Here is a 26,391-nt window from a genome sequence, read left to right on the forward strand (position 1 = left end):
TATACCTTTTACTTTAGTCTTTACTAAAGAGTTAAGTAATGCACCTAATGCCGCACCTGCTGTTCCGGCAACAACACCACCAGCGATTGCACCTGTTGTAGCCCCCTTTTAATTTGGTATCGCTGTCAATATTAACTTCCATTTGCAAAAGTTGTTTTCTGTCAAAAACTCCTGGACTTGTACCTTGAAGAGCTACACAAAACTTTCTTCTGTCTTTATCTAATGCCAAAGCATATTTGCCGTCTTTAAAAACACTTTGTCTGTAACTGTGAAATCGGTCAAGCCGTCAAGTAGGTTTTGCTTTGATTTTTCCCTATTTCTTGCCCCCGTTGGTGTTGAGTCGGGGTGCTTGATGGGGTGGGCCACCAACGGAAATTTGCCGGTGTTTTGCCCGTCTTCAAATCCCTACACCACTCCGGCCCCAGGACCTTCATATACTCCAGTTAGCCATTCATCCCAAACCGATCCAATCAAAAACTGCCAGAAAGCAGTATGTCTGATATATATTTTCCAACCAAAGCCTTTGACGCGCTTTGCTCCTTCCTACTTGCTATTGGCCATTCCCCACTACCTGTAAGATATCAGCCTGTGACAAATCACCGGACCTTAACGCACCCTCCATTTCCACATTTCCACATTTTCAAATTCTCAAATGACTTATCCCAGCCCGATCTCAAAATGTCGCTCGGGGATCAGCACATCTACAAATCCTTTTTTGATCAGCCTTTGTTTAAACGCCACCTGCACATCCGGCTCACCGTGTACCAGGAACAATTGTTTTACGGCATTGGGATCCTGGCAAGCCAGCCACTGGCTCATATCTTCGTAATCGCCATGCGCGCTCATACTCCGGATCTGGCCAATTTCAGCATTTACCTGGTGTTCCACCCCAAAGATGCCGACTTCCTTTGCACCTGCCAGCAGCCTGCCTCCCAATGAATGCGGCTCGCAATAGCCCGTCATTACAATAGCATTGCGCGAGTTCTCGATATTATTACTGATATGATGTTTTACCCTTCCGGCATCTGCCATACCGCTGGCAGAAATAATGACCATGGGACCATTTTTAAAGTTCAACGACTTTGACTCATCAACAGATTTGACATAGGTCAGTCCCGGGAACATGAATGGATCATCATCGTTCTTGAGCACATTCTGAATCTGGCGGTTAAAGTACTTAGGGAAGCGCTTTACCACATCCGTTGCTTCAATACTTAACGGGCTATCTACATAAAACGGGATCTTTGGAAGCAGGTTTTGCGCTTCAAGCTGGTTCAGCGCGTAAAGGAGCTCCTGTGTACGGCCAACACTGAATGCGGGAAAAATGAGCTTCCCTCTCCGCTCTGCACAAACCTTATTGATCCACTCCAGCAGCATCTGGGGGGTATCCTTAACATCTTCATGCAGGCTGTTACCATAGGTAGACTCCATAATGATATAATCTGCCTGGGGGAATGCTTCCGGCGACCGGAGGATCACATCCCGGTAGCGGCCCAGGTCGCCGCTAAAAGTAATACGCGTATCTTTACCATCTTCTTTAATCTGCAGATGCACACACTGACTTCCTATGATATGACCGGCATCCGTAAACATCGCCTGGACCCCATCAATCACATCAAACCAATTTCCATATTCCCTCGCTTCAAACAATCCCATCGCCCTTTTTGCATCCTCAATCGTGTACAGCGGACGCAATATCTCCGATGGAGCGCCCTGTCTTTTTTTCTCCAAAAAGCGCATATCGCTTTCCTGTATCTCAGCGCTATCCATCAGTAGAATATTGGTAAGATCCTTTGTTGCAGGTGAGCAAAATATCTTCCCCCGGAAGCCCTCCTTCACCAGTTTCGGGATCAGCCCGGAATGGTCAATATGCGCATGGGAAAGAATCATGACATCTACCTCACTGCTGATAAATCCAAAATCCCGGTTCAGAGAATCCGTGCGGTCGCCCATACCCTGGTACATACCGCAATCCAGTAATATTTTTTTTCCATTCTTTAAGGTGATCAGGTGTTTTGAGCCGGTTACGGTTTGTGCGGCACCATGAAAGGCAATCTTCATATTATTTCGCTTTATTGTTGGATAAGATCTGTATTACATAAACAAGATAAAGAAAGAATTTATAATGTTCATTATTTTAATTCTTTTTTAGGCTTTTAGCTCTTAGCCCTGAACGACCAGGTAATGTGAAAACTGGCCACCGGTACGCCCTGCTCATTAACACCCGTAGAAACCGCTGTAAACTGCTGCGGCTGCCCTTCATCAACAGCCCGCTTAACGGTAGCGCGGAGCGCCTCTCCGTCTAAGCAGGTAAATACTGTACTCCCGGTGGCTTTCTTAAAATACTCCGACTCCAGCTTCACCACCAGCAACGCTATTTTAACCGGGTGTTCCAGCGTAGCAGCCATCGCCAGCACACCGGTACTGAGCTCTGCCGCCATCGCCAAAGCTGCAAAATAGGTAGACCGGAAGGGGTTCCGGTTCATCCACCGGTAGGGTACCGACACCCTGCATTCCTTCGGCCCCACTGCACAAACCCGCAAACCGGCAACCAACGCAAGCGGCAGTCTGGATAATAAAAACATCCTGAATTTTACAGGATGTTTTAAGATCTTAAAAAATGTATTCGGTTGCATAAAACGGGTTGGTAACCGGGTCCTATTCTTTATACTTTCCCGGATCCAGCGCCGCGGGTGCCCAGTTCGTTAAAAAATCGGATACTTTTTCTTTACTATACCCCTTGCCATCCTCCAGGTACCCTGAGTTCTGCGTATGCAGCAATTTTCCGTTTTTATCCAGCACCAGGAATACCGGGAAGCCAAACCGTTGGGGAAAGTTATAGGATGCCAGCACGGGCAGGTTTTTATTCTCCTTGCTGTAATTAAGATGATATACGACATAGGATCCTTTCAACAAAGAGTCGGCCACTGGGTCTGTTTTTGTAAACTGATCAAACCGTGCACACCAGATGCACCAGTTCCCTCCTATTTGCACCAGTACGTGTTTGTTCTCCTTTTTTGCCAGGGTCACAGCACTCCGGATTCCCTCCTGCGCATCGGCAGCCGGATCATAGGCCCGAAAAGTTTTGAGGTCCTGGGCAGCCAGGGTCACAGCGGCTATTGCAAAAATGGCTATTAGTAAAACTTGCTTCTTCATTATTTGTAGTTTATTCTCAGATCTCAATATCGAATATTAAATGCGGTTTCAGGTTTAAAGTTCAAAGTTTAAGGTTGGATCCGTTTACACCCAACGTTTGTCAATTATCTAAGATCCATTCTATGATCTATCGTCTATCATCTATTGTCTATTGTCTCTAACCACCTGTTTCCGGCAACAAATATAACTACAGATCTGCTATTTAACCTTCCAGCCAAAAGGCAGGATCAGCCTTGCTGTAAAATTCCGTCCCATGTTAAATACACCGGTACGACCTGTTACCCGGTTCTCCGGCGCATACTTCAGCCGGCTCAGGTGCTGCTGATAGGCCACATCCCCGATGTTATTAACGGCCAGGATCACAACCGCCCGTTTCACACCGCCCAGGTAAACATCGCTGCCCAGCCCGGCATTAAACAGGGTGTACCCGGGTGTTGCCGTTTCCGTATTATATCCTGAAAAAAAATGTTGCTGCGCGGCAACGTGATCCATTTCCGCCTTTGCATAAAAATTCCGGAACGCCTTTAGCCGGCCGGGAAACTCAGCCCTCAATTCAGTTAGCAGACGCAGCGGCGCCATTAAGGGGAGGTTGCCCGAGCCATCTACCGTTTTGGTAAACCGGCCCCTTGTCCAGCTAAATGTATTTTCAAAATGCAGCCAGTCCAGCGGATGCGGGTGAATATCCAGGGTGGCCTCCATCCCCAGCAGGTTCGCAGTTTGCTGCGTAAACCGGTAGGCCGCCACATCCCCGATCAGGGAATCGCCCCCCTGGCCTGTCAGCAACTTTTGATAGTAAATATAATTACGGATATGATTGATATACGGCGACACATTCAATGAAACGTGCCGGGTATCCACATCCAGCCCAAGATCAAATGCATAAGCATCCTCGCTTTTCAGATCCGTATTGCCGATCTCGTAGCGAAACGTGCCTTCATGCACTCCTTTGGCCGCCAGCTCTGCCATATTGGGCGCCCTGAAGCCCTTGCTGGCATTTGCTTTTAACGTTACCTGCTCCGAAAAATCATGCGCCAGCCCGAAGCTGCCGGAGATACTGGAAAGACTTTTGGTAAATGGCTGAAATTTTTCGCTCCCCTCCTCATAAGTACGTTTACTGCTGATGTTGCGGTTGTCGAACCGCAGCCCTCCGCTGAAGGTGGTGTTATGAACGGTTTTGGCCGCATATCCATAAATGCCCGCATCAAACAGCTGGTAATCGGGAATCAGCGCTTCCGCTGCCCTGTTTGTATTTTGCTGGCTCATTCCGTTTACGCCCAGGGAAACTTTCCAGCCACCGGCCTGCGGCAGATGATAGGCTGCACTATAATTAATAGTCTTCAGATCAAAATAGGCGTCCGGAACCGAGGGATCTTCAACATCTCCAAACTCCCTGCGTTGATTTCGCTGAAACCCCGCCAGGGCTGTGATGCGGCCTCCATTACTTAGCAAAAAGCTATTATCAAGCGCGGTCTTAAAATGCTGCACGCGCTGATGGGGCACCAGGGGTGTTTTTCCCGCCAGCCGCTGATCTCCCGGCTCATATCCATCCAGTATAAATTGTCCGGCATCATCCCGTTCGCCTTCAATCATGCCCACATGCTGGTCAAAACTGGAAAAAATCAGGTGCGAATAACCCCAGGAGCGGTTCAGGCCCAGGTAGCCGCCAAAGTTCTTTTCATTAAAACGGCTGTTCAGAACATTTCCGTCATAACGGTTTTTATAATCCCCCGCGCTTTTAAGGCTTCCATAGGCGCTCCAGTTAAACCCGTTTATATTTCCGGCAATATTGGCATACCCTCCCTGCATATTGTTGTTGCTGTTAAGGCTGCCCGAAAGACTGCCCCTGATCGTGTTCTCCGGTACCGGGATATTTGTCAGAATATTCAGTACGCCGCCAATGGCATCGCTCCCATACATCAGGGAGGCAGGTCCCCGCAGCACTTCAATCTTTTGAGCGCTATATTCATCCAGCTCCAGTCCATGCTCATCGCCCCACTGCTGCCCCTCCTGGCGCACACCATCGTTTAGCGTCACTACCCGGTTGTACCCCAGCCCCCGTATAGAGGGTTTGGCGATGGCCGGACCCGTAGTAATGAGGGCCACACCCGGCACCTTAGCTACCGCATCCAGCAGGCCTGTTCCGGAGGATTGCTGAAGCGACCTTTGCGAAAGGACGGATATATGTGTGGGAGCTTGTTTTAACCGGGTAGACGAAGACACCCCGGTAACCACTACCGCCTCGTTCTCAACTACCGATACACTGAGTTTAAAATCCTGCCGGGTAGTGCCCTTTATAACAAGGGTTCCTGCAGAAGACCGGTAACCCACATACGATACCGCAAATACAAATCGCCCGTTGGGCAGCGAACGAACAAAATAAGCGCCATCCCTGCCGGAAGTAACATCTATTTTTAAATCGGGAAACGAAATGGTGGCACCAGGCAACGGCAGTCCCGTTGAAGCATCTGAAACAATACCCCGGAGCGAGCCACCGGGCAGTTCTTCAATTTTCACCGCCGGAGCGGCATACCCCACAACAAAAACCAGCCATTGCAGGACGATCAGTCCTCCTATTTTCTTTTGCATGCATTACATTTAATAAAAAGTTGTAACAACCTTTTCATTTGATAAATCCCCGCAGAGCAGCGGGCGGTTAAGACTTCCTTATTTATTAAATGCCGGCCGGCGGGCCTCTTAAAGCGGTATGTGCAGATGGACGAAAAAAGGGATTGACAGTTCTTTGAACGAAGCATTCCTGCAGGAAAGCCGGTGCTGCCGGCCCTATAAACGGACCGGCTTCCAAAAACGGGGAGGTGCTTTCAATATTTATGAACCCACAGCTGTACTCAAAAGCGCCGATGCTTTTTTGAGCAGTTGTATGCGCATTAAAAAGCTGGTCTTTATGATGCGTAAAAACATCGTGCAAATAAATCCTGGGGGTAATACTGATGGTAAAAACTACCAGCATTACCCAGGCCACTCCATGTTTTATTTTTCCAGGCACATTCAATTTTTGAATCCTCGTTGCAAAAATAGCATTCTATTTTCATATCTGGTTAAGATGCTGTTTAAATTTTAATAAACAGAGGATGCAGATATCAAGAAACATTAAGAAAAAAACCGATACACAATCAGCAACTTAATGAGCCTTCACTTCTTAATGGTTTAAGAGCCTGTTAAGAAAAATAGAAATTGGAACAAGCGCTAAAAATGAGCATTTTTTATTCGACAGTCAATTGAAACACGCTTTCATCCTCCAGGATTCCTTCCAGCACATCGCCCGTCACAATTTCTCCAACGCCTTCGGGTGTGCCGGTAAAAATAACATCGCCGATATTGAGCGTAAAATATTTGGAGACATGGGCGAGGATCGACTCAAAGCTGTGGATCATTTTTGAAGAATTACCGTGCTGCACCAGCTCTTCATTTTTGTAGAGTCCGAAATTGATATTCTTGATACTTTCAAAATCGCTGACGGGCCGCCATTTACCCAAAACAGCGGAATTATCCCACGCTTTCGCTTTTTCCCAGGGCAGGCCTTTCTTTTTTAATTCATTCTGAAGATCACGGGCTGTAAAATCAATTCCCAGCGTAATGGCATCGTAGTATTGGTTGGCATATCGTTTATTAATGTATCGTCCGTTTTTCGACACTCTTATCACCAGTTCGCATTCGTAATGCAGTTCATTGGTGAACTCGGGGTAATAAAAAGGCAGATGAGGCCGCAGTAATGCGCTTTTAGGCTTTAGAAATACAACAGGATCTTCAGGAACTTCATTGCCCAGCTCCCTGGCATGTGCTGCATAGTTGCGCCCGATACAAATAATTTTCATAATACAGTAGGATTTAAAACTCTCTTTTACAACGTAAACTCTTTGTTATTTATTTCGTTCATCGCAGCCTCAATACCCTGAAACAGGAATATTTCAATGGCTTTTACCGCTTCCCCAATCTTCAGCTTAACGAGCGGTTCCTCCTCCTTCCGCCACTTTCCAAGAACGAAATCAGCCTGCATACCTTTGGAAAAATCGTTACCAATCCCAAATCTGAATTTTGGGTAGGCAGTCGTATTTAACAGCGTCTGTATGCTTCTTAGTCCATTATGCCCGCCATCGCTTCCCGCCGGTTTTATCCGCATTTTTGTTAGGGGCAGTGCTAAATCGTCTAAAACAGTTAAGGAACGTTCCAGGGGAATTTTTTCTTTATCCAGCCAGAACTTAAGCGCTTTGCCGCTCAGGTTCATGTAAGTAGTTGGACAAATACAAATACCGGTACGGCCTTTTATTTTTACTTCTGCCACATAAGCCAGTCGGTCGCTTTTAAACTCACCGCCATGTTTGTGAACAAATGCGGCAATCACATCAAAACCAATATTATGCCGGGTATGTGCATATTCATTTCCAATGTTTCCTAAACCCGCTAATAAATATTTCATCCCGTTTACCAAAAATATCGAAAATAAAAAAACCTACATCAATTTGATGCAGGCTTTTTTATACTTTGTAAAAAAAAATTATTTTTTAGCTGCCGCTTCTTCCTGCTTCAACTGTCTTGTCATTACAATGGACGCGATGGGAATACGCGGAGAGTTCATGATCTCCATGTTTTCTGCTTTTACATCTTCCACGCGAATGTTGGCATTCAGTTCCAGGTTATCGATGGGCACTTCAATCACTTCCCTCAGATCCTTGGGGAGGGTTTTTACTTTCAGTGATTTGATTTTAGACACAAAGCGTCCGCCATCTTTAACCCCTTTTGCGCTTCCGGTAAACTTCAGCGGAATAGTGGCTATCACTTTTTTGTCGTCTGTAAGTTCCAAAAGATCCACATGGATCAGCTCATCGGATACCTTATCAAACTGCAGATCTTTTAAAATGCACCTGTAGCTTGCTCCGTCCAGTTTTACTTCAGCCAGCTGAAAATTGGGTGTATACACCAGTCCTTTGAATGCTGTTGCCGGTGCGCTGAAATTCACTTCCTTAGCACCCCCGTAAATTACAGCAGGCACAGCGCCCTGAGAGCGAACCTGGCGGGTGGCTCTTTTGCCAAACTCGGTCCTCAGTTGTCCTTCGATTGTAATTGTCTTCATTTATGATATTGTTTTAATTTACTACGGATTGGATGTCCTTAAATTGGAGTGCACAAAAAGACTTGTGATACTCTTGTTTTCAAATGCGTGCTTAATTGCAACAGCAAATAAGTTGGCCACGGAAATCACCCGGATCTTGGGGCTTGGCTTGTGAAGCGGGATGGTATTACACACTACCAGCTCCTGCAGTGCACTGTTCTCAATATTTTCGTACGCCTTGCCACTCAATATGGGATGTGTGATCATTGCTCTTACGCTCTTTGCTCCTTTTTCCATCAACAACCCGGCACTTTTTGCCAATGTGCCGCCTGTATCACAGATATCATCAATAATCACCACATTCCTGCCTTCCACTTCCCCGATCACCCGCATGCTGGCGATCTCATTAGCCCGTTTCCGGTGCTTGTCGCAAATCACCATTTCTGCGTTAAAATAGGTGGCAATTTCCCGTATCCGGTTGGTTGCTCCTACGTCAGGGGCTGCAAAGGTAAGGTTTTCCAGCTGTAATTGTTCAACATAGGGTATAAAAACCGCGTGGCTGTCCAGATGATCTACCGGGATGTCAAAATATCCCTGGATCTGGGGGGCATGCAGATCCATCGTAACAATACGATCGGCCCCTGCCGCCGTTAACATATTGGCAACCAGTTTACTGCCGATGGCCACCCGGGGCCGGTCCTTCCGGTCCTGGCGTGCATAGCCATAATAAGGCATTACCACAATTACTTTATATGCCGATGCCCGTTTGGCAGCATCAATCATTAAAAGCAGCTCCATCAGGTTATCTGAAGGCGCATAGGTACTTTGTACGAGAAATACATAGTCGCCGCGAACACTTTCTAAAAAGTTCACATAGATCTCACCATCGCTAAAGCGCTGCGTATGGATCTGACCTAATCCGCAACCATATCGCTGGCATATTTCTTCTGCTAACTGACGGGATGCCGTACCGGCAAAAATTTTGGCTGAATGCATATCTGAATGTGGGGACTCCATTTGTTAATAAATGAGCGGCGAAGATATTAATAACAACGGCAAAATCCCAAGCAAAATACGGCCGTTAAAAATTTTTTTTTCATCTGTAAAGAATTTGTAACTTGTTTTGATGAAAAGCACCAACAGTATCCGGTACTGGGCAGAAGACGACCGCCCCCGCGAAAAGCTGATCAACCGCGGAGCCCAAACGCTCAGCAATTCCGAGTTACTGGCCATCCTCATCCGGAACGGCACCCCGGAACAGTCGGCCCTGGAGCTGGCCAAAGAAATTCTGAAACTCAGCAATGACAACCTGAACGAGCTTGGCAAACAGGCCCTAACCACATTTATGCAAATAAAGGGTATTGGTAAGGCCAAGGCCGTAACCATCAGCGCGGCGCTGGAACTGGGCCGCCGGAGGCAGGGAGGCGAATTGCTGCAACGCCCCGTGTTGAATACCAGTAAACAGATCGGGGAATACCTCAGAAGCAGGCTCAGGGATCTGCACTGCGAAGTATTTGCCGTTATCTTTCTCAATCAGGCTAATATAGCCATCCATTTTGAGGTGGTAAGCGAAGGAGGCATTACCGGTACGGTTGCAGACCCACGCGTGATCCTGAAAAAAGCGCTTGAAAAAAACGCCGTGGGGCTCATCCTTGCACACAACCACCCCTCCGGCAATCTTTCGCCCAGTAAAGCAGATGAATGGCTTACCCATAAGATCCGCGAAGCCGCAAAATTCCTGGAAATAAGAGTATTGGACCATATCATCGTAAGTGATGCCGGCTACTTTAGTTTTGCCGATGAGGGAATGTTTGGCTAAAAACTAATAATTGTTCGTTTATTATTACATTCGCTGCTTAATTCACAATTGGTATTCTATGAGGCGAACATTCCTGGTCATTTCAATTATTGCATTAGTCGTTTCTTTTCTTCTTGCCTGGTATATCAGCAAAAACTGGTACGTGATATTCGGGGCGTTGTTCCTGTTTTCCTGCATGGGATATTATGATATGCTGCAGACCAAACATACCATCCGGAGAATTTATCCCATTTTTGGAAGGCTCCGTTATGTAATGGAAGAGCTTCGCCCCAAGATTTACCAGTATTTTATCGAATCCGATATTGATGGCCGCCCCATCAACCGTATCGACCGGTCTACCGTATACCAGCGCGCCAAACTGGATAATGATACCATGCCTTTTGGCACTCAGCTGGACGTATACGCACCCGGCTATGAATGGATCTGCCACTCCATTGCCCCAAAAAGTTTTAAAACGCTTGACCACGACCCCCGTATCGTTTTTGGCAACAAGGATTGCAGCCAGCCTTATAGCGGCAGTATTTTAAATATTTCTGCCATGAGCTACGGTTCCTTAAGCGCCAATGCGGTAGAGGCCATGAACGGTGGTGCCAAAATAGGAAACTTTGCACACAATACCGGTGAAGGAGGATTGAGCGACTATCATTTAAAACAGGGCGGCGATATCATCTGGCAGATCGGTACCGGCTATTTTGGCTGCCGTGATGAACAGGGCAATTTTTCGCCCCTGCTTTTTTCCGAAAAGGCCCGGATCCCCAATGTAAAGATGATCGAAATTAAAATTTCCCAGGGCGCCAAACCGGGCCACGGCGGTATTTTGCCGGCGGCCAAAAACACCCCCGAAATAGCCCGGATCCGACATATACAACCCGGTACCACTGTAGAATCGCCCCCCTATCATACGGCGTTTAACAGTCCTAAGGAGCTGATTGATTTTATTAAACAGCTACGGGAACTTTCGGGAGGCAAACCGGTAGGGTTTAAACTATGCATTGGTCATAAAAGCGAGTTCATTGCTATTTGCAAGGCGATGATAAGCCAGGACACTTACCCCGACTTTATCACCGTAGATGGCGGGGAAGGCGGCACGGGCGCGGCACCCCAGGAATTTTCCAATTATGTGGGAGCGCCCCTGCTGGATGGCCTTGCTTTTGTAGACGATATATTGCGGGGATTGAACATCCGGGAGCATATAAAAATCATCGCCTCCGGTAAGATCATGACGGGTTTTCATATTGCCAGGGCCGCTGCATTGGGGGCCGATGCCTGCAACTGTGCCCGGGCTATGATGCTGGCCGTTGGCTGCATCCAGGCCCTGCAATGCAATACCAACCGCTGTCCCACAGGCGTGGCCACACAGAATCCCAAATTAACGAAAGGGCTTGTTGTAGAGGACAAAAAACTACGGGTAGCCAACTATCATAAATATACGGTGAAGACTTTTGTTGAAATGATGGGTGCTGCCGGGCTTAACCGGATGCAGGACATTACACGCTCCCATGTTTACCGGAGGATCAGCCTTACCTCCATGTTCACTTTTGAGGAAATCTATCCCTCCATTCCTCCCGGGGCATTGGTCAAGGGATCTATCCCCGAAAAACACCGGCACGATTTTGCTTATGCGGATGAAAACCATTGGGGCTGGCCAAGCATTGGCAGCTGGAGCGAAGAAAGCAGCAAGGACAAAGCGGTTAGCTGACAGCAATGAAAATGTGGAAATGTGCTAATTTGAAAATGAGATGATTCGTGTGTTGACGAGTTATCCTGGGTTGATTTGATGTTTGATGTTCGGTACTAACCATATTCTTCGTATTAATTTGAAAATGAGTATCGGTTTCAACATTTACTTGTATTTCGTATATTAGTAGGTTGATCAGCCATCAGCCATCAGCCATCAGCCATCAGCCATCAGCCATCAGCCATCAGACATCAGACATCAGCCATCAGCCATCAGACATCAGCCATCAGCCATCAGACATCAGACATCAGCCATCAGACATCAGCCATCAGACATCAGACATCAATAAAAACTAAGTATATTTTATAATTTCAGATCGGCGATAATCCCTTCAATCTTTGCATCCAGCTGCTTATCTACCGCATCAAACTGATCTGCGCGCTCCAGCTTTTCCTTTACACTGAAGTAAAATTTAATCTTGGGCTCTGTACCACTGGGGCGGGCAGACACCAGGCTGCCATCCTCCAATGCAAACTGCAGTACATTGGATTTGGGAAGCAGTATATCGGCAACATCCCCGGTATGCGGGTCTGTCGATCTACTGCTTTGGTAATCCAGCACGCGCGCTACTTTGATACCGTTGATGGTTTGTGGAAGGTTATTGCGGTAATCCTGCATCATGGCAGCGATCTGCTGCTGGCCATCCATTCCTTTTTTGGTAATAGAGATCAGTCTTTCTTTATAAAAACCAAACCGGATGTACAGTTCAATCAGTTTATCAAACAGGGTCTTGCCATTATTTTTTTCATAAGCAGCCATTTCACAAAGCAGGGCAACAGCGCTCACCGCATCTTTATCGCGCACTTTATCACCAATCATTAAACCAAAACTTTCCTCTCCCCCAATAATATAATGCTCCTTCCCTTCTTTTTCACGGATCATTTCGGCAATCCACTTAAAGCCGGTCAATACCCGGTAGCAATGCACCCCGTAACCCGCCGCCAGTGCATCTACCATGCCCGTGGTTACAATGGTGGTAATGATCATATCATGGGCGGTTGCAATCCCTTTTTCTTTGCGGGCCTCCAGCAGGTAATTAAAGGCCAGCACGGCTGTTTGATTACCGTTCATCAGCACCCAGGCACCGTGATTGTTTTTAACGCCGATACCCACGCGGTCTGCATCCGGGTCGGTTCCCAGCAGGATATCCGCATCCAGCTCCCTGGCTTTCGCCAGCCCGATGCTCATTGTTTCTTTTTCTTCGGGATTGGGATAGGCCACCGTTGGGAAATTTCCGTCCGGCGTTTGCTGCTCCTCCACGATATATACATTTCTAAATCCAAAGCGCTCCAATACCTGTGGCACCAGGGTAATACCGGTACCATGTATGGGCGTATATACGATCTTAAGATCACTTTGTTTTTCGATCACGTCAGGAAATACACTCAGACCTTTTACCATATCGATGTATTGTCCATCGATATCTTTTCCAATCAGCGTGATATTGGCATCACCGCCGGTCCATTTTACATCGTCAACCGAAGCAATTTTTTCAACTTCCTTAATTACGTTTTTATCATGTGGCGGAACAAGCTGTCCTCCATCGTTCCAATAGGCTTTATAGCCGTTATATTCTTTAGGATTATGCGATGCGGTACAAACCACACCACCCTGGCATTTAAGGGTGCGGATGGCAAAAGAGAGTTCGGGTGTGGGCCGCAACGCTTCAAACAGGAATACTTTAATCCCATTGGCCGCAAAAACATGGGCCGTTGTTTCGGCAAAAAAGCGACTGTTATTACGGCTGTCATGGGCAATGGCTACCCGCACTTCTTCACCCGGCCAGGATTGGAGCAGGTAGTTGGCATAGCCCTGGGTGGCCATTCCTACCGTATACTTGTTCATCCGGTTGGTGCCTACACCCATAATACCCCGGAGACCACCGGTCCCAAATTCGAGGTTTTGATAAAACGCATCCTCCAGTTCTTTGGGGTCTTCCTGCTGCAGGGTTTCGATGCTTTTTTTTGTATCCGGATCATAGTTGCCCGTCAACCACTGATTGATCCTTTGCTGAGTCACATTGTCCATAGTCCAATAATTTTACAGGCCTGAAGATAATGATAATTTATTATCAGAAAATTTGGGAACCATCAATTTCTATAAAGAAGGTTACAAAAGAAGGCTTCGTCCTGATCAGGCGCTCCGGCGTTCCATTTCACCAGCTTCCTGCCTCTCCCGCATGTTGAGCCGGGCCTGTTTTTTAACCCGTTCCTTTTTGGCAAGACTGATAAAAAAAACACTTCCGAGAATGATCACCAACCCTCCCAATTGCAATGAGGTCAGGTGATCGCCATTGATCAACACTCCTAAAAGCACCGCTACCAGTGGATTAACATAGGCGTAACTGCTTACCTGCGCCGCTGTTCTTACGCTAAGCAGGAACACATAAGCACTGTAACCAATGATGGATCCAAAAACGATCAGGTAAATGAGTGATCCCCATCCTTCTGCCGGGATAGCCGACCAGTTTACACGGACAATACTGCCATCTCCAAAACCGATAATAAAAAATACCAGCCCTGCGGAAAGGATCTGCCAGGCCGAGTTTACCGAAGGCGATACATCCTTTACCTTGTACTTTGAGTACAACGATCCCAGCACCCACCCGATGTTCCCTATAAAAATAGCCAGCAATGGCAGGAACCCCTGCCGGCTGTTATCTCCGGTTATTTTTTCATAGAATAAGGCAATAACGCCAATGAGGCCAACCGACACCCCGATAAGCGTAAACCGGTTGGTAAAATTATCGACCCAGTTGGGCCTGTCAAAAACCAGGAACCAAATGGGGGCAGACGCCAGGAAAATGGCTACAAAAGAACTGTGCAGGTATTGCTCCGCCCATATTACCGCTCCGTTTCCAACAAAAAGCATCAGGATGCCGCTTACAACGGAATGAAGAATGGCCGACCGGTTCCATACCCGCTCACCCTTCAGGGTTACCCATACCAGCATGATGATGCCCGCCGTTACAAACCGAAGCCCGCCCAGCAGCATCGGGGGAATAAATTTTACGGCACGCTCAATAAAAAAATAGGTGGAGCCCCAAATAATGTATACTGCGGCAAATGCCAGCACCACCAGCAAAACGGAGGGTGCTTTTTTCTGAGTCATAAAATCATTCGATTGAAATGTGAGAAGATTCTTTTACGGTTTCCAATACAATGGTGGTGCGCATGGAGATGATGTTGGCGATCTTACTGAAGCGCGACCGTTTTAGCTCCATAAGCTCCGTTGGGCCAGAAAGCCGTGCCTTTATCAGGTAACAGTCATCCCCGGCAATATGATGCACCTCCATTACCTGCGGGATCGCTGCCAGTGCCCGCGCCGACTTATCGTCCGCAAAACTATCCTTTGTTTTAATAAAGATAAAAACCAGGAGGTCTTTATCAATCGCCAGCGGATTCACGGCGGCGCTATAGCCCCGGATCACGCTCTTTTCTTCCAGTTTGCGCACCCGCTCCAGCGTAGCAGAGGGCGCCATTTTCAGTTTTGCGGCCAGGGCTACATTGGTGATACGGGCATCCTCCTGCAGCATCCGCAAAATAGCCAGATCCGTTTCATCCAGGTTGATCGTTGTTTTTTGCATACCCAAATTTAATAATATTCTGAAAATAAACAAAAATCAGAATATTATTCTGAATATTTAAACATATAAAAAACATTAATTCGAAATTATTTATCAGGAATGATTCAGGTGTAACCTATTGTTAAAGCAGGCTGTCACTTATGCATTCTTCTTTATTTTTGCATCCGCCAATGGCGATAAATGATTTATTATGATAAAAAAGATGCTACATACGGCTTCGCCCCTTGCTCTGATTGCGTTACTTATAGCCTGCAATGGAAATGATACAACACCCGGCCCTGCCTCGGGATCACCGGCAACAAGCACCGTAAAAAACATCAGCCTGTCAGTTATCAATACCTATCCGCATGATACGGGTTCTTTTACACAGGGGCTGGTCATTCATAAAGGACAGTTGTATGAAGGTACCGGCGGCTCCGACTACGCGCCGGAGGGTCGTCCATCGGAACTTATGAAAATGAACCTGCAAACAGGAAAAGCAGAACAACATGTTACCCTTGATAAAAAATACTTCGGGGAGGGCATCACTATTTTAAATGATACGGTTTACCAGCTTACCTGGAAAGAGAAAGTGGTCTTTGTTTATACCCTGCCCGATATGAAGAAAGTAGGGGAATTCCCCATCAATACCGAGGGATGGGGCATTACAACCGATGGCAAGGAACTGATTGTAAGCGATGGCACCAGCAACCTGTATTTTTATGACCCATCCGATTTCAAACTGCTGCGCACCCAGTCGGTAACCCTGGACGGTAATTTTATGGATTCGCTGAATGAGCTGGAGTATATCGATGGTTTTGTTTACGCCAATCGCTGGAATTACCCGGTGATCTTTAAAATAGACCCTGCCAGTGGTATTATTGTGGGGCAGGTAGATGTAAGTGCTGTTTGGGACCGTCTCAAAAAAAGAGACCCCCGAAATGAAGAGAACGTACCCAACGGGATCGCCTACGACCGGGATACCAAAAAAATCTATATCACGGGCAAGAACTGGCCGGAGTTGTATGAAGTGCAGTTTGGGAATTAGGCGCTTCGAGACCGCAGTTTCGCTTTTGTATTTTTGATTTCTGATTTCCACCAGGATACATAACGGCGAGCGGGAACAAAACCTTCATTTGCACATTCACACATTTCCACATTTTCACATTTCCACATTTCCACATTGACTATTTCACATTCCCCAAAGAGGAGATCACATAAATCACCGAACTGCATTCCTTTGTATTACCTACGGCATTGATATTTGAAGATAACCCATGAAGCCCGGCACCGATATAACGGGTGTTACCATACTTGTACCTGCTGCTCAAAAGACTTACATAAAAACTATCGAACCACATCGGCAGCAATTTGATAATTCGCAGCCCGTGCTGCCCGGTTAGCGTCTTCATAGCCTCCGGAGAAAAATGATACAGGTGCCGGGGCACATCGTAAGCGGCCCAGTACTGCTCATAGATCGCTGCATCCCGGCTTGTATAATTGGGCACCGCAATCAGCAATACGCCATCCGGCTTCAGCATCCTTTTCAGTTGCTCCATATAAGCATGCAATTCATGCACATGCTCCAGTACATGCCACAGCGTAATAGCGTCAAACTGTTCCCCGGCTACCTGGTAAATTTCGTGAGACGGGGCCACATCCAGGTTATAGAGTGTCTTTGCCATAGCGCGGGCGTCCGCGTCCGGCTCCAGTCCGGCAACCTCCCAGCCCCGGTTTTTCATGGTGTTCAAAAAAGTGCCTGTTCCGCAACCCAGATCTAAGAGCCTTCCGGCCCGCTTTCCGGTATACCGCGCCACCATTGCCGCCTTTTGCTGCATGGTGCGGGTGCGTACCTTTTGGTACATGCGGCTCACCAATCCCTTGCTGGTGTTGGAATGGGAAATATAATCTTCCGATTTATAATAGGATCCAATGGATTCCTGGTCCGGAACATCTTGGGTAAATCGCAATGAGCAGGAGCCGCATTCCTCAATGGGGAATACTTCGCCGCTAACGGTATAGTCCTTTACCAGAAACACAGACCGGATCTGTGTGCTGCCACAAACCGGGCAGTCTTTATAATGTACCTGTGGCATTACATTCATTTAAACAGCAAAACTGGTTCCGCAGCCACAGGTGCTGGAAGCATTGGGGTTGGAAAATGTGAAACCGCGGTTATTCAACCCATCTGACCAGTCTACCTCCATTCCGGCTAAATATATTTCGTGGGCCTTATTAATAATGCAGGGGATGCCCTCCACTTCAAAAACGTTGTCATTGGGTTCCTTTTTATCGAAGCCCAGCATATAACTCAAGCCGGAGCACCCCCCCCCTTTAACACCAAGCCGGAGGTACTGATCCGTGTCAAAACCAGGCGCGTCCATGAGCCGCTTTACTTCTTTTACAGCACCTTCTGTAAGTAGTACCGGTGCTGCTGCTACACTATTTTCCATTTTACAAAATTAGTCATTTTATATCCATTATGCTCCGGGTCTGCCGGATAGCCACAGAAGCACTGAAGCACAGACTGTTTGCAGGTGAATTTTTACCGCAGGGTCAAAGGACATTCGCTCCTGCCTTGCGATCATTTCGGAATCTCCCGCGGGCTTTGCGGTTAAATCCCACGCAGGCTCAGTAAAGGTATTCGGCAACATTATCGCCCGTTGCTATCGCGTCCAATACTTAGTATTTCAGTGCCTCAGCGGCTACCCAAAAATAATTTTTAACGTTGCTGCAACAATTCCCCAATTGTAATGTTACTGTAAAATATGAGGGGTATTTGATGTACCTTTGCCAAAATTTTAAACTCCCGGTAATGAAAAAAATTCATATTGTTTTGCTAATACTGGTGGCGGCAGCCATTGCCATTCTGGTAAGCTTTTTAAAAACCACTACAACCTATGATACGGTTGCCACAGCTAAGGCAAAACCGGGCAAATTTGTTCATCTGATGGCTAAATGGGACAAGGAGGAGCCGCTTGAATATGATGCGATTAAAAACCCCAACTACCTGGCATTTACCGCTATCGACAGCCTGGGTCAAAAAATAAACGTAGTGTATCATAACCCCAAGCCTGAAAATTTTGAACTGAGCGAGCGCCTCGTTATGAAGGGGAAATATATCGGCAATGTGTTTGAATGCCAGAGTATTCAAACCAAATGCCCCAGTAAATACAAGGACGAGGACCCCTCAAAACACGTACCTCAGGAAGAGCGCAAAACAACATATAACAATACCACGCCATCTGCCGCGGCAGACAAACCATAGAAACGAATGAATTATATCGGAGAGGATCTGCTGCCCGGACAAATAGGACATTTTTTTGTAATTGTTTCCCTCGTTGCTTCGTTGGCGGCCAGTTTTGCTTATTTTAAAGCCACAAAAGTTCTTATTCCGGAAGACCGGAAACCCTGGCTTAAGCTGGCCCGCAGCGCTTTTATTATAGAAGCGGCAGCGGTCTTTTTTATTTTCGCTACACTGCTGCATATCCTTTATCATCATCTGTTTGAATACAAATATGCCTGGCAGCATAGCAGCCGCTCCCTCGAATTAAAATACATACTGAGTGCTTTTTGGGAGGGCCAGGAAGGCAGTACCCTGCTCTGGACCATCTGGCATTGCGTTCTTGGACTTATCGTAATCAGGAAGGACAAAGAGTGGGAAGCCCCGGTGATGATGATCGTGAGTTTTGCCCAGTTTTTCCTTGCCACCATGATCCTGGGAGTCTATTTTTTTGATGTAAAGATCGGTTCAAACCCTTTCATTTTACTAAGAGAATCGGGCGTATTGGACAATGCTCCGGTGATGCACGTTGGGTTTGATGTTGCCAACCCCGTGCGACCGGATTATATGACCATGATCAAAGATGGCAATGACCTGAACCCCCTGTTGCAGAATTACTGGATGACCATCCACCCCCCGGTGCTTTTCCTTGGCTATGCTTCCACCCTTTTCCCCTTTGCCTACGCCATGGCGGGATTGTGGACCGGAAAAACAAAGGAGTGGGTTCATAAAGCCTTACCCTGGGCACTATTTTCCGTTGCTATTTTCGGACTGGGAATCATGATGGGTGCCAAATGGGCCTACGAATCGCTGAATTTTGGTGGCTATTGGGCATGGGATCCGGTAGAGAATGCCTCCCTGGTACCCTGGCTGATGCTGGTAGCCGGTGTTCATACGCTGCTGGTGTTTAAGCACACCGGGTTTTCCCTGAGGGCTACCTTCCTGTTTTTTGGCCTGGAGTTCCTTTTTGTTCTCTACGCTACCTTCCTTACAAAAAGCGGGGTTTTGGGAGAATCATCAGTACATGCATTTGCCGATATTGGCATGAACGGACAGCTCTTTCTTTTCCTGCTGATATTTGTATGGCTGATGCCATTTGTGGCAGCTACTACCAACCGGCAGCGTGCTATTATCGGAACGGTAGCCGCCGTGTTATCGGTAGGAACCTATTTCCTGGCAGAGGTAATTCCCGGCTTTCCCCTTTATGTAATCCTTGCTGGAGTTGTTACGTTTATTGTGCTGATGAACAAACAGGTGCCGGCGGTAAAAAAAGAAGAAAGTGTGAGTTCAAGAGAGTTCTGGATGTTTATCGGCGCCCTGGTGCTATTCCTTTCTTCGCTGATCATTATTTTCCAAACCTCGCTCCCGGTATTTAATAAACTGTACAAACTCAATACCGCCCCGGGCGAAAACAGTGAATTTGCCTATAACCAGATCCAGGTACTGGTGGCCATTATCATTGGTGTGCTCACGGCCGTTGCACAATATTTCCGGTATAAAAGTACGCCGGGCAATATCTTTTTAAAAAGAATTGCAGCACCTACATTTATCAGTGCCATCGTAGCCACTTTTGTGCTTGTAGTTATTAAGATCAATTACGACAAAGAAGGGCTGGGATTCCTGATCAACATCTGGATAGCATTGGTAGCCGGTGTATATGCGGTGGTAGCTAATATCATGTACCTGTTTACCAGTCTCAAAGGCAATATAAAAAACGGCGGCGGCTCTATCGCGCATTTCGGTTTTGGCCTGGTACTGGTAGGCATCCTATTATCTTCGGGTAAAAAAGAAGTACTATCGCACAACACCAGCGGCATTGCTATTGATTTTGGAAAGGAAAGCAAAGAGATTTCCGGGGAAAACCTTACGCTCGTAAAAGGAATCCCCATGACCATGGGGTCCTATAAGGTTACTTATGAGGGCGATTCGGCGCATCCCAAAAAGGCGCTCACCTATTTTAAGATCCGTTTCCGGTCGCCACAGGACAGTTTTACCCTTTACCCCAATGCTTTTATTAACTATAAGGGAAATGAGGGTTTAATGGCCAACCCTTCTGCAAGACATTATTGGGATCATGATGTATTTACCTATGTTTCTGCTTTACCGGATCCCACAAAAAATAAGGACACGGCCCAATTCGCTGTTAGCTCCAAGAAAACAGGTGATACGATCTATTATAGCCGCGGATTTATTGTGCTGGAGAAACTGGTAGGGAAAGATAACCTGCCGCTTAAAAACTTTGACAAGACCGATACCGGCTATACCGCTTCACTAAAAGTGCAATCCATTAATGGCCCCTCCTATCAATCGGACCTGTTGCTGATCAAGGGTAAAGGGCAATTACTCTTCCAATCGCAGGATACGGTAATGGCCCAGAGCCTGGTGCTGCAGCTCAATGATGTTCATAATGGCACTGCGGAGATCGGGGTAAAAGAATCTTCAAGCGTTATGGAGTACGTAACCTTAAAAGCTTACAAATTCCCCTATATCAATTTGCTTTGGGGCGGAATTATTATTACGGTAATTGGCACACTAATCAGCATGTTCCGGAGGCAACAGCTGAACCGGACCCGATAACTTTCTATAGTTCCAGGTTTAAAGTTTCAGGTTAGATCCGTTTTGTACCCGATGTGCGATTCTATTTCCCCCCAATGAACATCGGGGCCATCGGGATTCAAGTTTTCAAATTCCGGCATGGTTGCTCCTCAGATCCGTTTCTAAGTTCATGACCATTGACCATTGACTATTAACCATGCTGCAACACCTCGGGCATATATTGCTTGCTTTGCTCAATGGCATCCATCAGCTGGTTGGTAATTTCCTGGGCAGATGCGTTATAGTCGATCTGCAGGGGAGGTTTAAAAGTCACCGTAAGCAACGTACCTTTCCTTTTTAAAGTAACGCCCGTTTTATTAAACGCCCGGGAAAACCCGTTGATGACCACCGGTATTACAATAGGCTTATGATGTTTAATGATCAGCGCTGTACCCTTCCGGGCAGGGGCATAAGGCGTGGTGGTTCCCTGCGGAAAGGTGATTACCCAGTTGCGGTCGAGCGCCCGTTGGATCTTTCTTGTATCTGAAGGATCAAGCCCGGTACGTTTTTCATTACTGTTCTCGTTCCAGGTACGCTTTACGGTAAGGCCTCCCGCCAACAGGAATAAGCGGCTTAACCAGCTGCTTTTCATCGTTTGCTCGGCTGCCACATAGTTGACCCTCGTATACGGGTTGAGAAAATAATACGGAATGCCCAGCCGGTCTTTCTTACCCCATTTACGTGCCGACAGAATATGAAAAAAAGTAATTACATCCACAAAATAGGTCTGGTGATTGCTTACGAACAGTACATTATGAGCCGGTAATCCTTTCAAGTGCTCCATTCCATGGATCCGGAGCTTGTTCATAATAGCGATGCCCGGATATGTAAACAGGCCTACTGTAAAATGAACAAACTTTCTTACAATATTTATATTCCTTAAGCGGCTGGTTCGTTTGCCCATATCTATACGAAGATTTTTGGGGTCAATATAATCAATTATAAGAGGTTAAATACTGCATCCAGATCTTTTTCCCCGAACAATGACCAAAGAATATCTTTTTCCTACAGCTGCTCTGTCAAGCACCGGTTTGTAAAAGCTATATAACATACACTCCCGTTATCCTTTAACAGCCCTGGCAGATATTTTTTGATAAATATAAAAAAGAGGCACCCAACTTTTTCCTTTCTGTTCTGGTCGATACTAATAAAATACCTGAGTACGTGATGTGCAAAACACTTTATAGGCTACTGCGGTTACAGCCTCCCTCTATTCAGGCAGCACATCCCGGATCTCTTTTATTTTTTCAAATACGGATTTTGCAAAAGGGCATAAGGGCAGTACTTTTATGTTGCCAGCCCGCGCAAAAGCAACCAGCTGCATCAGCAATTGTTTTCCTACGCCCCCGCCGGAGAATAGCGGGTTTACCTCTGTATGATCGATGATCAATTTAGCACCACCAGCCCATACGTAGGTCATTTCTCCTGCAACGGCGCCTTCGCTCATTGCTTTAAAACTACCTTTTTGCCCATCGTCCTGTTGTATAATTTCCATGCAGCTTTTATCTACTTTAAAAAAATCAGGTTGTGGCAGCCGGCTTCCACGATAAAGCCCCGGAGGGGCAATGCGCAATCTGTAGCTTTAATTCGTCGGTACCCGCATTCCCCGGCGTTACCCAGGGCGATTCCTTTGGCTTATATACCTGTGGCAGCATCTTTACACAGATACCAGAATGAATACATAGATCCGGTTTCCAGACAACCGTGATTTCCCCATTGGAATATTCTTTAATCATACAAGGTTTTACTATAAATATACCAAAAATCAGCATTTTAGAAAAGTGCCGTATAAAAATCAGTACCAGAAACCGCAGGATATTCAAAAATACAGGTACTCCATTTTTGATTTCAATTATTTACTATAACTTTATGGGGAAGCCTCCCGATGAGCATCTTTCGCTAAGCTATTTTGAAAATCATGAACAGCACCCAACACCTCAGCATTCTCGCCGACTATCGTGAAAAAAGCAGCGGCATTCCCCAATTGCTGGCTCAGCAAATAGAGAATGTTTGCATCGTTCCGCTCAAAACGGGCGACTACCTTATTAATAATCACCTGCTGATTGAACGAAAATCGGCATCCGACTTTATAGAATCGCTGATTTCAGATCGCCTCTTCAATCAATGTGCCCGTCTTTCAAAATCGGCCTTCCGTGTATTGCTCCTGTTGGAGGGCGACCCTTGTAAAACTGCCCATCAAATAGCCGACAATGCCGTAAAAGGGGCTTTATTATCAGTAATAAACTCCTGGCAAATTCCAGTCGTTTACACTACAGATATGCAGGACAGTGCCGCTCAAATGATCATGCTGAGCCATCAAATGCTTTCGCAAGCCAGGTTAGTCAGGTTTAACGGATATAAACCCAAAAGGATACAAGCCCATCGTTTGCGCTTCCTTCAGGGGCTTCCTCAAACAGGCGCTGTAAGGGCCAGGCAGCTGTACGACTATTTTGGCAGCATTGAAGCTGTCATCAACGCCGGTGAAAGCGAGTTACTTCAGGTAGCCGGAATTGGTAAGAATACCGCTAAAAAAATCAGAATATTTTTATCCGGTGCTGCGGCGCAGTCGTAAAGTGTAAGCCTAAAGGCCGGGATTCTACAGCCCGCAAAAAAACCCCGGCAGACTTGCCGGGGTTCTGATTATTTATTCATCAATAGTCTACTCTCTATTGACCATTGACTATTCACTACCTGCCTTCGTTACGCCGTTACCTTACCCTTCACTTTTGCTATCACTTCTTCAGCAATATTTGTTGGGGCCGGAGTGTAGTGCGAGAACTCCATAGTGCTGGAGGCGCGGCCCGAGCTCAATGAACGCAGTTGTGTTACGTATCCAAACATCTCGCTCAGCGGCACCTGGGCTTTAATTACCTGTGCGCCTGCGCGGGTATCCATACCTTCCATCATACCACGGCGACGGTTGAGGTCACCGGTAACATCTCCCATATATTGTTCAGGAGTAGTTACTTCTACCTTCATGATGGGCTCCAGCAGCACGGGTTTTGCCTTACGAGCTGCTTCGCGGAAACCTTGCTTGGCGCAAAGCTCAAACGACATAGAGTCTGAATCCACAGCGTGGAAGCTTCCGTCAAATACACGGATCTTCATATTGTCTACCGGGTAGTTGGCCAGTACACCATTGGTCATCGAGGTTTCAAAACCTTTCTGAATGGCAGGTACAAATTCACGGGGAATAGAGCCACCGAAGATATCATTTACAAACTGGTAGTTTTTGTCTGGGTTCTCTTTCTTCCACTCTTCATCTACCGGGCCCAGGCTAAACTGAATATCGGCAAATTTACCACGACCTCCGGTTTGTTTTTTCAGCGTTTCGCGGTGCTCAATCGTTGCATTAAACGCTTCTTTATAAGCCACCTGGGGCGCACCCTGGTTTACCTCTACTTTAAACTCGCGCTTCATCCGATCAATAATGATCTCCAGGTGCAGCTCACCCATACCACTTAAGATGGTTTGGCCGGTATCTTCATCAGTTTTTACACGCAATGTAGGATCTTCTTCTACCAGCTTTGCAATGGCCATACCCATTTTGTCCACATCGGCCTGTGTTTTAGGCTCAACGGCAATAGAGATTACCGGCTCGGGAATAAACATATTTTCCAGAACGATCGGATGGTTTTCATCACAGAGGGTATCACCGGTCTTAATTTCTTTAAAACCTACGGCTGCACCAATATCACCGGCTTCAATAAAATCAACCGGGTTTTGTTTGTTGGCAAACATTTTCATGATACGGCTGATCCGCTCTTTCTTGCCGCTTCTTACATTCAGCACATAAGAACCTGCGTCAAGGTGACCGCTGTAACAACGGAAGAAGGCCAGGCGTCCAACAAACGGATCGGTCATGATCTTAAAGGCCAGGGCTGCAAAGGGCTCTTTTGCATCGGGTTTCCGAACCAGTACTTTTTCCGGATCATCCGGATCATGCCCCTCGATGGCTTCTACGTCTACAGGAGAAGGCAGGTAGCGGCAAACGGCATCCAATGCAGTTTGTACACCCTTGTTTTTGAAAGAAGAACCACACATCATCGGGATAATGCTCAGGTCGATGGCGGCTTTGCGGATCGCTTCATGGATCTCGTCTTCAGAGATCGTATTCGGATCATCAAAAAATTTCTCCATCAGCTGATCATCGTATTCCGCAACCGCTTCAATCAGGTGCGCTCTCCACTCTTCCACTTCGGCTTTCATATCTTCGGGAACCGGAACTTCGGTATAGGTCATGCCTTCAGTAGCATCATCCCAGATAATACCGATATTTTTGATCAGGTCTACCACACCTTTAAAATTATCTTCAGCACCAATAGGCAGCTGCAGCGGCACCGCTTTTGCACCCAGCATTTCCTTTACCTGTTTTACCACGTTCAGAAAATCGGCACCGGAACGGTCCATTTTATTTACGAAACCGATACGGGGTACCCGGTAACGGTTTGCCTGGCGCCATACGGTTTCGGACTGAGGTTCTACCCCGTCTACCGCAGAAAACAGGGCGATCAGGCCATCCAGCACACGCATAGAGCGCTCTACCTCTACGGTAAAGTCCACGTGACCCGGAGTATCAATGATGTTAAACGAATATTTTTTTGTGTCGGGCGTTACTTTTCCGTTAGCCGTAGGAAAATTCCACTGGCAGCTAACTGCGGCAGAAGTAATGGTAATGCCCCGTTCTTTTTCCTGCTCCATCCAGTCGGTAGTAGCGCCACCTTCATGCACCTCACCAGTCCTGTGAATCATACCGGTGTAACGTAAAATACGTTCAGTTGTAGTGGTTTTACCGGCGTCAATGTGAGCGGCAATACCAAAGTTCCTTTGAAATTTTAAATCTGCCATAAGTGTTTAATTATTATTTTTTTGTTAACCAGCTTCAAAACCCTGATTCAGCTGCTGTTGCGTCGCACTCTTCAGCGTTCCCGCCCTGGTCAGGCATACCAAAATTTACCCAAAAAAGCAAATTTCAGGGCGCAAAGGTAGGATAAAATGCGAATTTCTAATTACAAATTTAGAATTTTTCATTTTGCAGTACGCCTCCGTTAAAAACAGGCACCCAAATTAACTGACCACCAACGCGCGAAAAATCATTGATCATCAGAAAAAACATATAGTCCCTTATTTAACAAACAGTTAGCTTATTAACGTATTTTTAAGTTGT

The 26,391-nt window shown here is 46.6% G+C and carries 24 protein-coding genes; 6 read left to right on the plus strand and 18 right to left on the minus strand.

Annotation, left to right across the window (positions count from 1 at the left end):
* Positions 1-657 precede the first annotated feature (657 nt).
* The 9 genes from GGU45_RS01575 to GGU45_RS01615 form a co-directional block, all read right to left on the minus strand.
* Positions 658-2,061 carry an MBL fold metallo-hydrolase RNA specificity domain-containing protein gene (locus GGU45_RS01575; RefSeq protein WP_435221398.1) on the minus strand — a complete coding sequence of 468 codons (1,404 nt, stop codon included), beginning with the start codon at positions 2,059-2,061 and terminating at the stop codon, positions 658-660.
* A 95-nt stretch (positions 2,062-2,156) separates the two neighbouring features.
* Positions 2,157-2,585, minus strand: a complete 429-nt coding sequence (locus tag GGU45_RS01580) for a DUF4442 domain-containing protein (protein WP_435221400.1) — start codon at positions 2,583-2,585, stop codon at positions 2,157-2,159.
* A gap of 73 nt (positions 2,586-2,658) precedes the next feature.
* Entirely contained in the window at positions 2,659-3,156 is a 498-nt protein-coding gene (locus GGU45_RS01585; RefSeq protein ID WP_435221402.1) for a thioredoxin family protein, read from the minus strand.
* A 198-nt stretch (positions 3,157-3,354) separates the two neighbouring features.
* Positions 3,355-5,742, minus strand: coding sequence for a TonB-dependent receptor (locus GGU45_RS01590; RefSeq protein WP_435221404.1), 2,388 nt, complete (start codon positions 5,740-5,742; stop codon positions 3,355-3,357).
* An 85-nt stretch (positions 5,743-5,827) separates the two neighbouring features.
* Entirely contained in the window at positions 5,828-6,160 is a 333-nt protein-coding gene (locus GGU45_RS01595; protein WP_435221405.1) for a hypothetical protein, read from the minus strand.
* 217 nt (positions 6,161-6,377) lie between these two features.
* Positions 6,378-6,989 carry a fumarylacetoacetate hydrolase family protein gene (locus tag GGU45_RS01600; protein WP_435221406.1) on the minus strand — a complete coding sequence of 204 codons (612 nt, stop codon included), beginning with the start codon at positions 6,987-6,989 and terminating at the stop codon, positions 6,378-6,380.
* A 26-nt stretch (positions 6,990-7,015) separates the two neighbouring features.
* Complete coding sequence (gene pth, locus GGU45_RS01605; protein WP_435221408.1) at positions 7,016-7,591, minus strand: aminoacyl-tRNA hydrolase; 576 nt, start codon at positions 7,589-7,591, stop codon at positions 7,016-7,018.
* A 78-nt stretch (positions 7,592-7,669) separates the two neighbouring features.
* Positions 7,670-8,245 carry a 50S ribosomal protein L25 gene (locus tag GGU45_RS01610; RefSeq protein ID WP_435221409.1) on the minus strand — a complete coding sequence of 192 codons (576 nt, stop codon included), beginning with the start codon at positions 8,243-8,245 and terminating at the stop codon, positions 7,670-7,672.
* Positions 8,246-8,266: 21 nt separating this feature from the next.
* Positions 8,267-9,220 (minus strand): ribose-phosphate diphosphokinase, encoded by a 954-nt coding sequence (locus GGU45_RS01615; RefSeq protein WP_435221411.1) that lies wholly within the window; start codon positions 9,218-9,220, stop codon positions 8,267-8,269.
* A 130-nt stretch (positions 9,221-9,350) separates the two neighbouring features.
* Here GGU45_RS01615 and radC point away from each other — a divergent pair, with 130 nt between their 5' ends.
* Together radC and GGU45_RS01625 are read left to right on the plus strand one after the other, a co-directional pair.
* Complete coding sequence (gene radC, locus GGU45_RS01620; protein ID WP_435221413.1) at positions 9,351-10,043, plus strand: RadC family protein; 693 nt, start codon at positions 9,351-9,353, stop codon at positions 10,041-10,043.
* A 58-nt stretch (positions 10,044-10,101) separates the two neighbouring features.
* Positions 10,102-11,742, plus strand: coding sequence for an FMN-binding glutamate synthase family protein (locus GGU45_RS01625; RefSeq protein WP_435221415.1), 1,641 nt, complete (start codon positions 10,102-10,104; stop codon positions 11,740-11,742).
* Between the two features lie 342 nt (positions 11,743-12,084).
* Here GGU45_RS01625 and GGU45_RS01630 read toward each other — a convergent pair whose 3' ends face one another.
* The 3 genes from GGU45_RS01630 to GGU45_RS01640 form a co-directional block, all read right to left on the minus strand.
* A complete protein-coding gene (locus tag GGU45_RS01630) occupies positions 12,085-13,809 on the minus strand; it encodes a phospho-sugar mutase (RefSeq protein ID WP_435221417.1) in 1,725 nt (574 codons plus the stop codon).
* A gap of 105 nt (positions 13,810-13,914) precedes the next feature.
* Positions 13,915-14,892 carry an EamA family transporter gene (locus GGU45_RS01635; RefSeq protein ID WP_435221418.1) on the minus strand — a complete coding sequence of 326 codons (978 nt, stop codon included), beginning with the start codon at positions 14,890-14,892 and terminating at the stop codon, positions 13,915-13,917.
* A 4-nt stretch (positions 14,893-14,896) separates the two neighbouring features.
* Positions 14,897-15,367, minus strand: a complete 471-nt coding sequence (locus tag GGU45_RS01640; protein ID WP_435221420.1) for an Lrp/AsnC family transcriptional regulator — start codon at positions 15,365-15,367, stop codon at positions 14,897-14,899.
* 190 nt (positions 15,368-15,557) lie between these two features.
* Between GGU45_RS01640 and GGU45_RS01645 the strand changes: the two genes are divergently transcribed.
* A complete protein-coding gene (locus tag GGU45_RS01645; protein WP_435221422.1) occupies positions 15,558-16,394 on the plus strand; it encodes a glutaminyl-peptide cyclotransferase in 837 nt (278 codons plus the stop codon).
* Positions 16,395-16,533: 139 nt separating this feature from the next.
* Here the strand turns inward: GGU45_RS01645 and GGU45_RS01650 are convergent, their stop codons facing one another.
* Positions 16,534-17,442 carry a class I SAM-dependent methyltransferase gene (locus GGU45_RS01650; protein ID WP_435221424.1) on the minus strand — a complete coding sequence of 303 codons (909 nt, stop codon included), beginning with the start codon at positions 17,440-17,442 and terminating at the stop codon, positions 16,534-16,536.
* A 9-nt stretch (positions 17,443-17,451) separates the two neighbouring features.
* Entirely contained in the window at positions 17,452-17,799 is a 348-nt protein-coding gene (locus GGU45_RS01655) for a HesB/IscA family protein (protein ID WP_435221426.1), read from the minus strand.
* A 362-nt stretch (positions 17,800-18,161) separates the two neighbouring features.
* On the opposite strand from GGU45_RS01655, the gene GGU45_RS01660 reads away from it, so the two are divergent.
* Positions 18,162-18,614, plus strand: coding sequence for a cytochrome c maturation protein CcmE domain-containing protein (locus tag GGU45_RS01660; RefSeq protein ID WP_435221428.1), 453 nt, complete (start codon positions 18,162-18,164; stop codon positions 18,612-18,614).
* Positions 18,615-18,620: 6 nt separating this feature from the next.
* Positions 18,621-21,206: a cytochrome c biogenesis protein CcsA gene (gene ccsA, locus GGU45_RS01665; RefSeq protein WP_435221430.1), complete on the plus strand. Its 2,586-nt coding sequence runs from the start codon at positions 18,621-18,623 to the stop codon at positions 21,204-21,206.
* A gap of 169 nt (positions 21,207-21,375) precedes the next feature.
* On the opposite strand, the gene GGU45_RS01670 is transcribed toward ccsA, so the two are convergent.
* The 3 genes from GGU45_RS01670 to GGU45_RS01680 all read right to left on the minus strand — a co-directional run bounded on the left by GGU45_RS01670 (position 21,376) and on the right by GGU45_RS01680 (position 22,960).
* Positions 21,376-22,128 carry a lysophospholipid acyltransferase family protein gene (locus GGU45_RS01670; protein ID WP_435221432.1) on the minus strand — a complete coding sequence of 251 codons (753 nt, stop codon included), beginning with the start codon at positions 22,126-22,128 and terminating at the stop codon, positions 21,376-21,378.
* Positions 22,129-22,434: 306 nt separating this feature from the next.
* Positions 22,435-22,719 (minus strand): GNAT family N-acetyltransferase, encoded by a 285-nt coding sequence (locus GGU45_RS01675; protein WP_435221433.1) that lies wholly within the window; start codon positions 22,717-22,719, stop codon positions 22,435-22,437.
* Positions 22,720-22,744: 25 nt separating this feature from the next.
* Positions 22,745-22,960 carry a (4Fe-4S)-binding protein gene (locus GGU45_RS01680; RefSeq protein ID WP_435221434.1) on the minus strand — a complete coding sequence of 72 codons (216 nt, stop codon included), beginning with the start codon at positions 22,958-22,960 and terminating at the stop codon, positions 22,745-22,747.
* A gap of 182 nt (positions 22,961-23,142) precedes the next feature.
* Between GGU45_RS01680 and GGU45_RS01685 the strand changes: the two genes are divergently transcribed.
* Entirely contained in the window at positions 23,143-23,796 is a 654-nt protein-coding gene (locus GGU45_RS01685) for an ERCC4 domain-containing protein (protein WP_435221436.1), read from the plus strand.
* Between the two features lie 128 nt (positions 23,797-23,924).
* On the opposite strand, the gene fusA is transcribed toward GGU45_RS01685, so the two are convergent.
* Positions 23,925-26,072 carry an elongation factor G gene (fusA, locus tag GGU45_RS01690; protein ID WP_435221438.1) on the minus strand — a complete coding sequence of 716 codons (2,148 nt, stop codon included), beginning with the start codon at positions 26,070-26,072 and terminating at the stop codon, positions 23,925-23,927.
* Between the last annotated feature and the right edge of the window lie 319 nt (positions 26,073-26,391).

This window comes from Niabella hirudinis, assembly GCF_051201075.1.
Taxonomy (GTDB): Bacteria; Bacteroidota; Bacteroidia; order Chitinophagales; family Chitinophagaceae; genus Niabella; species Niabella hirudinis.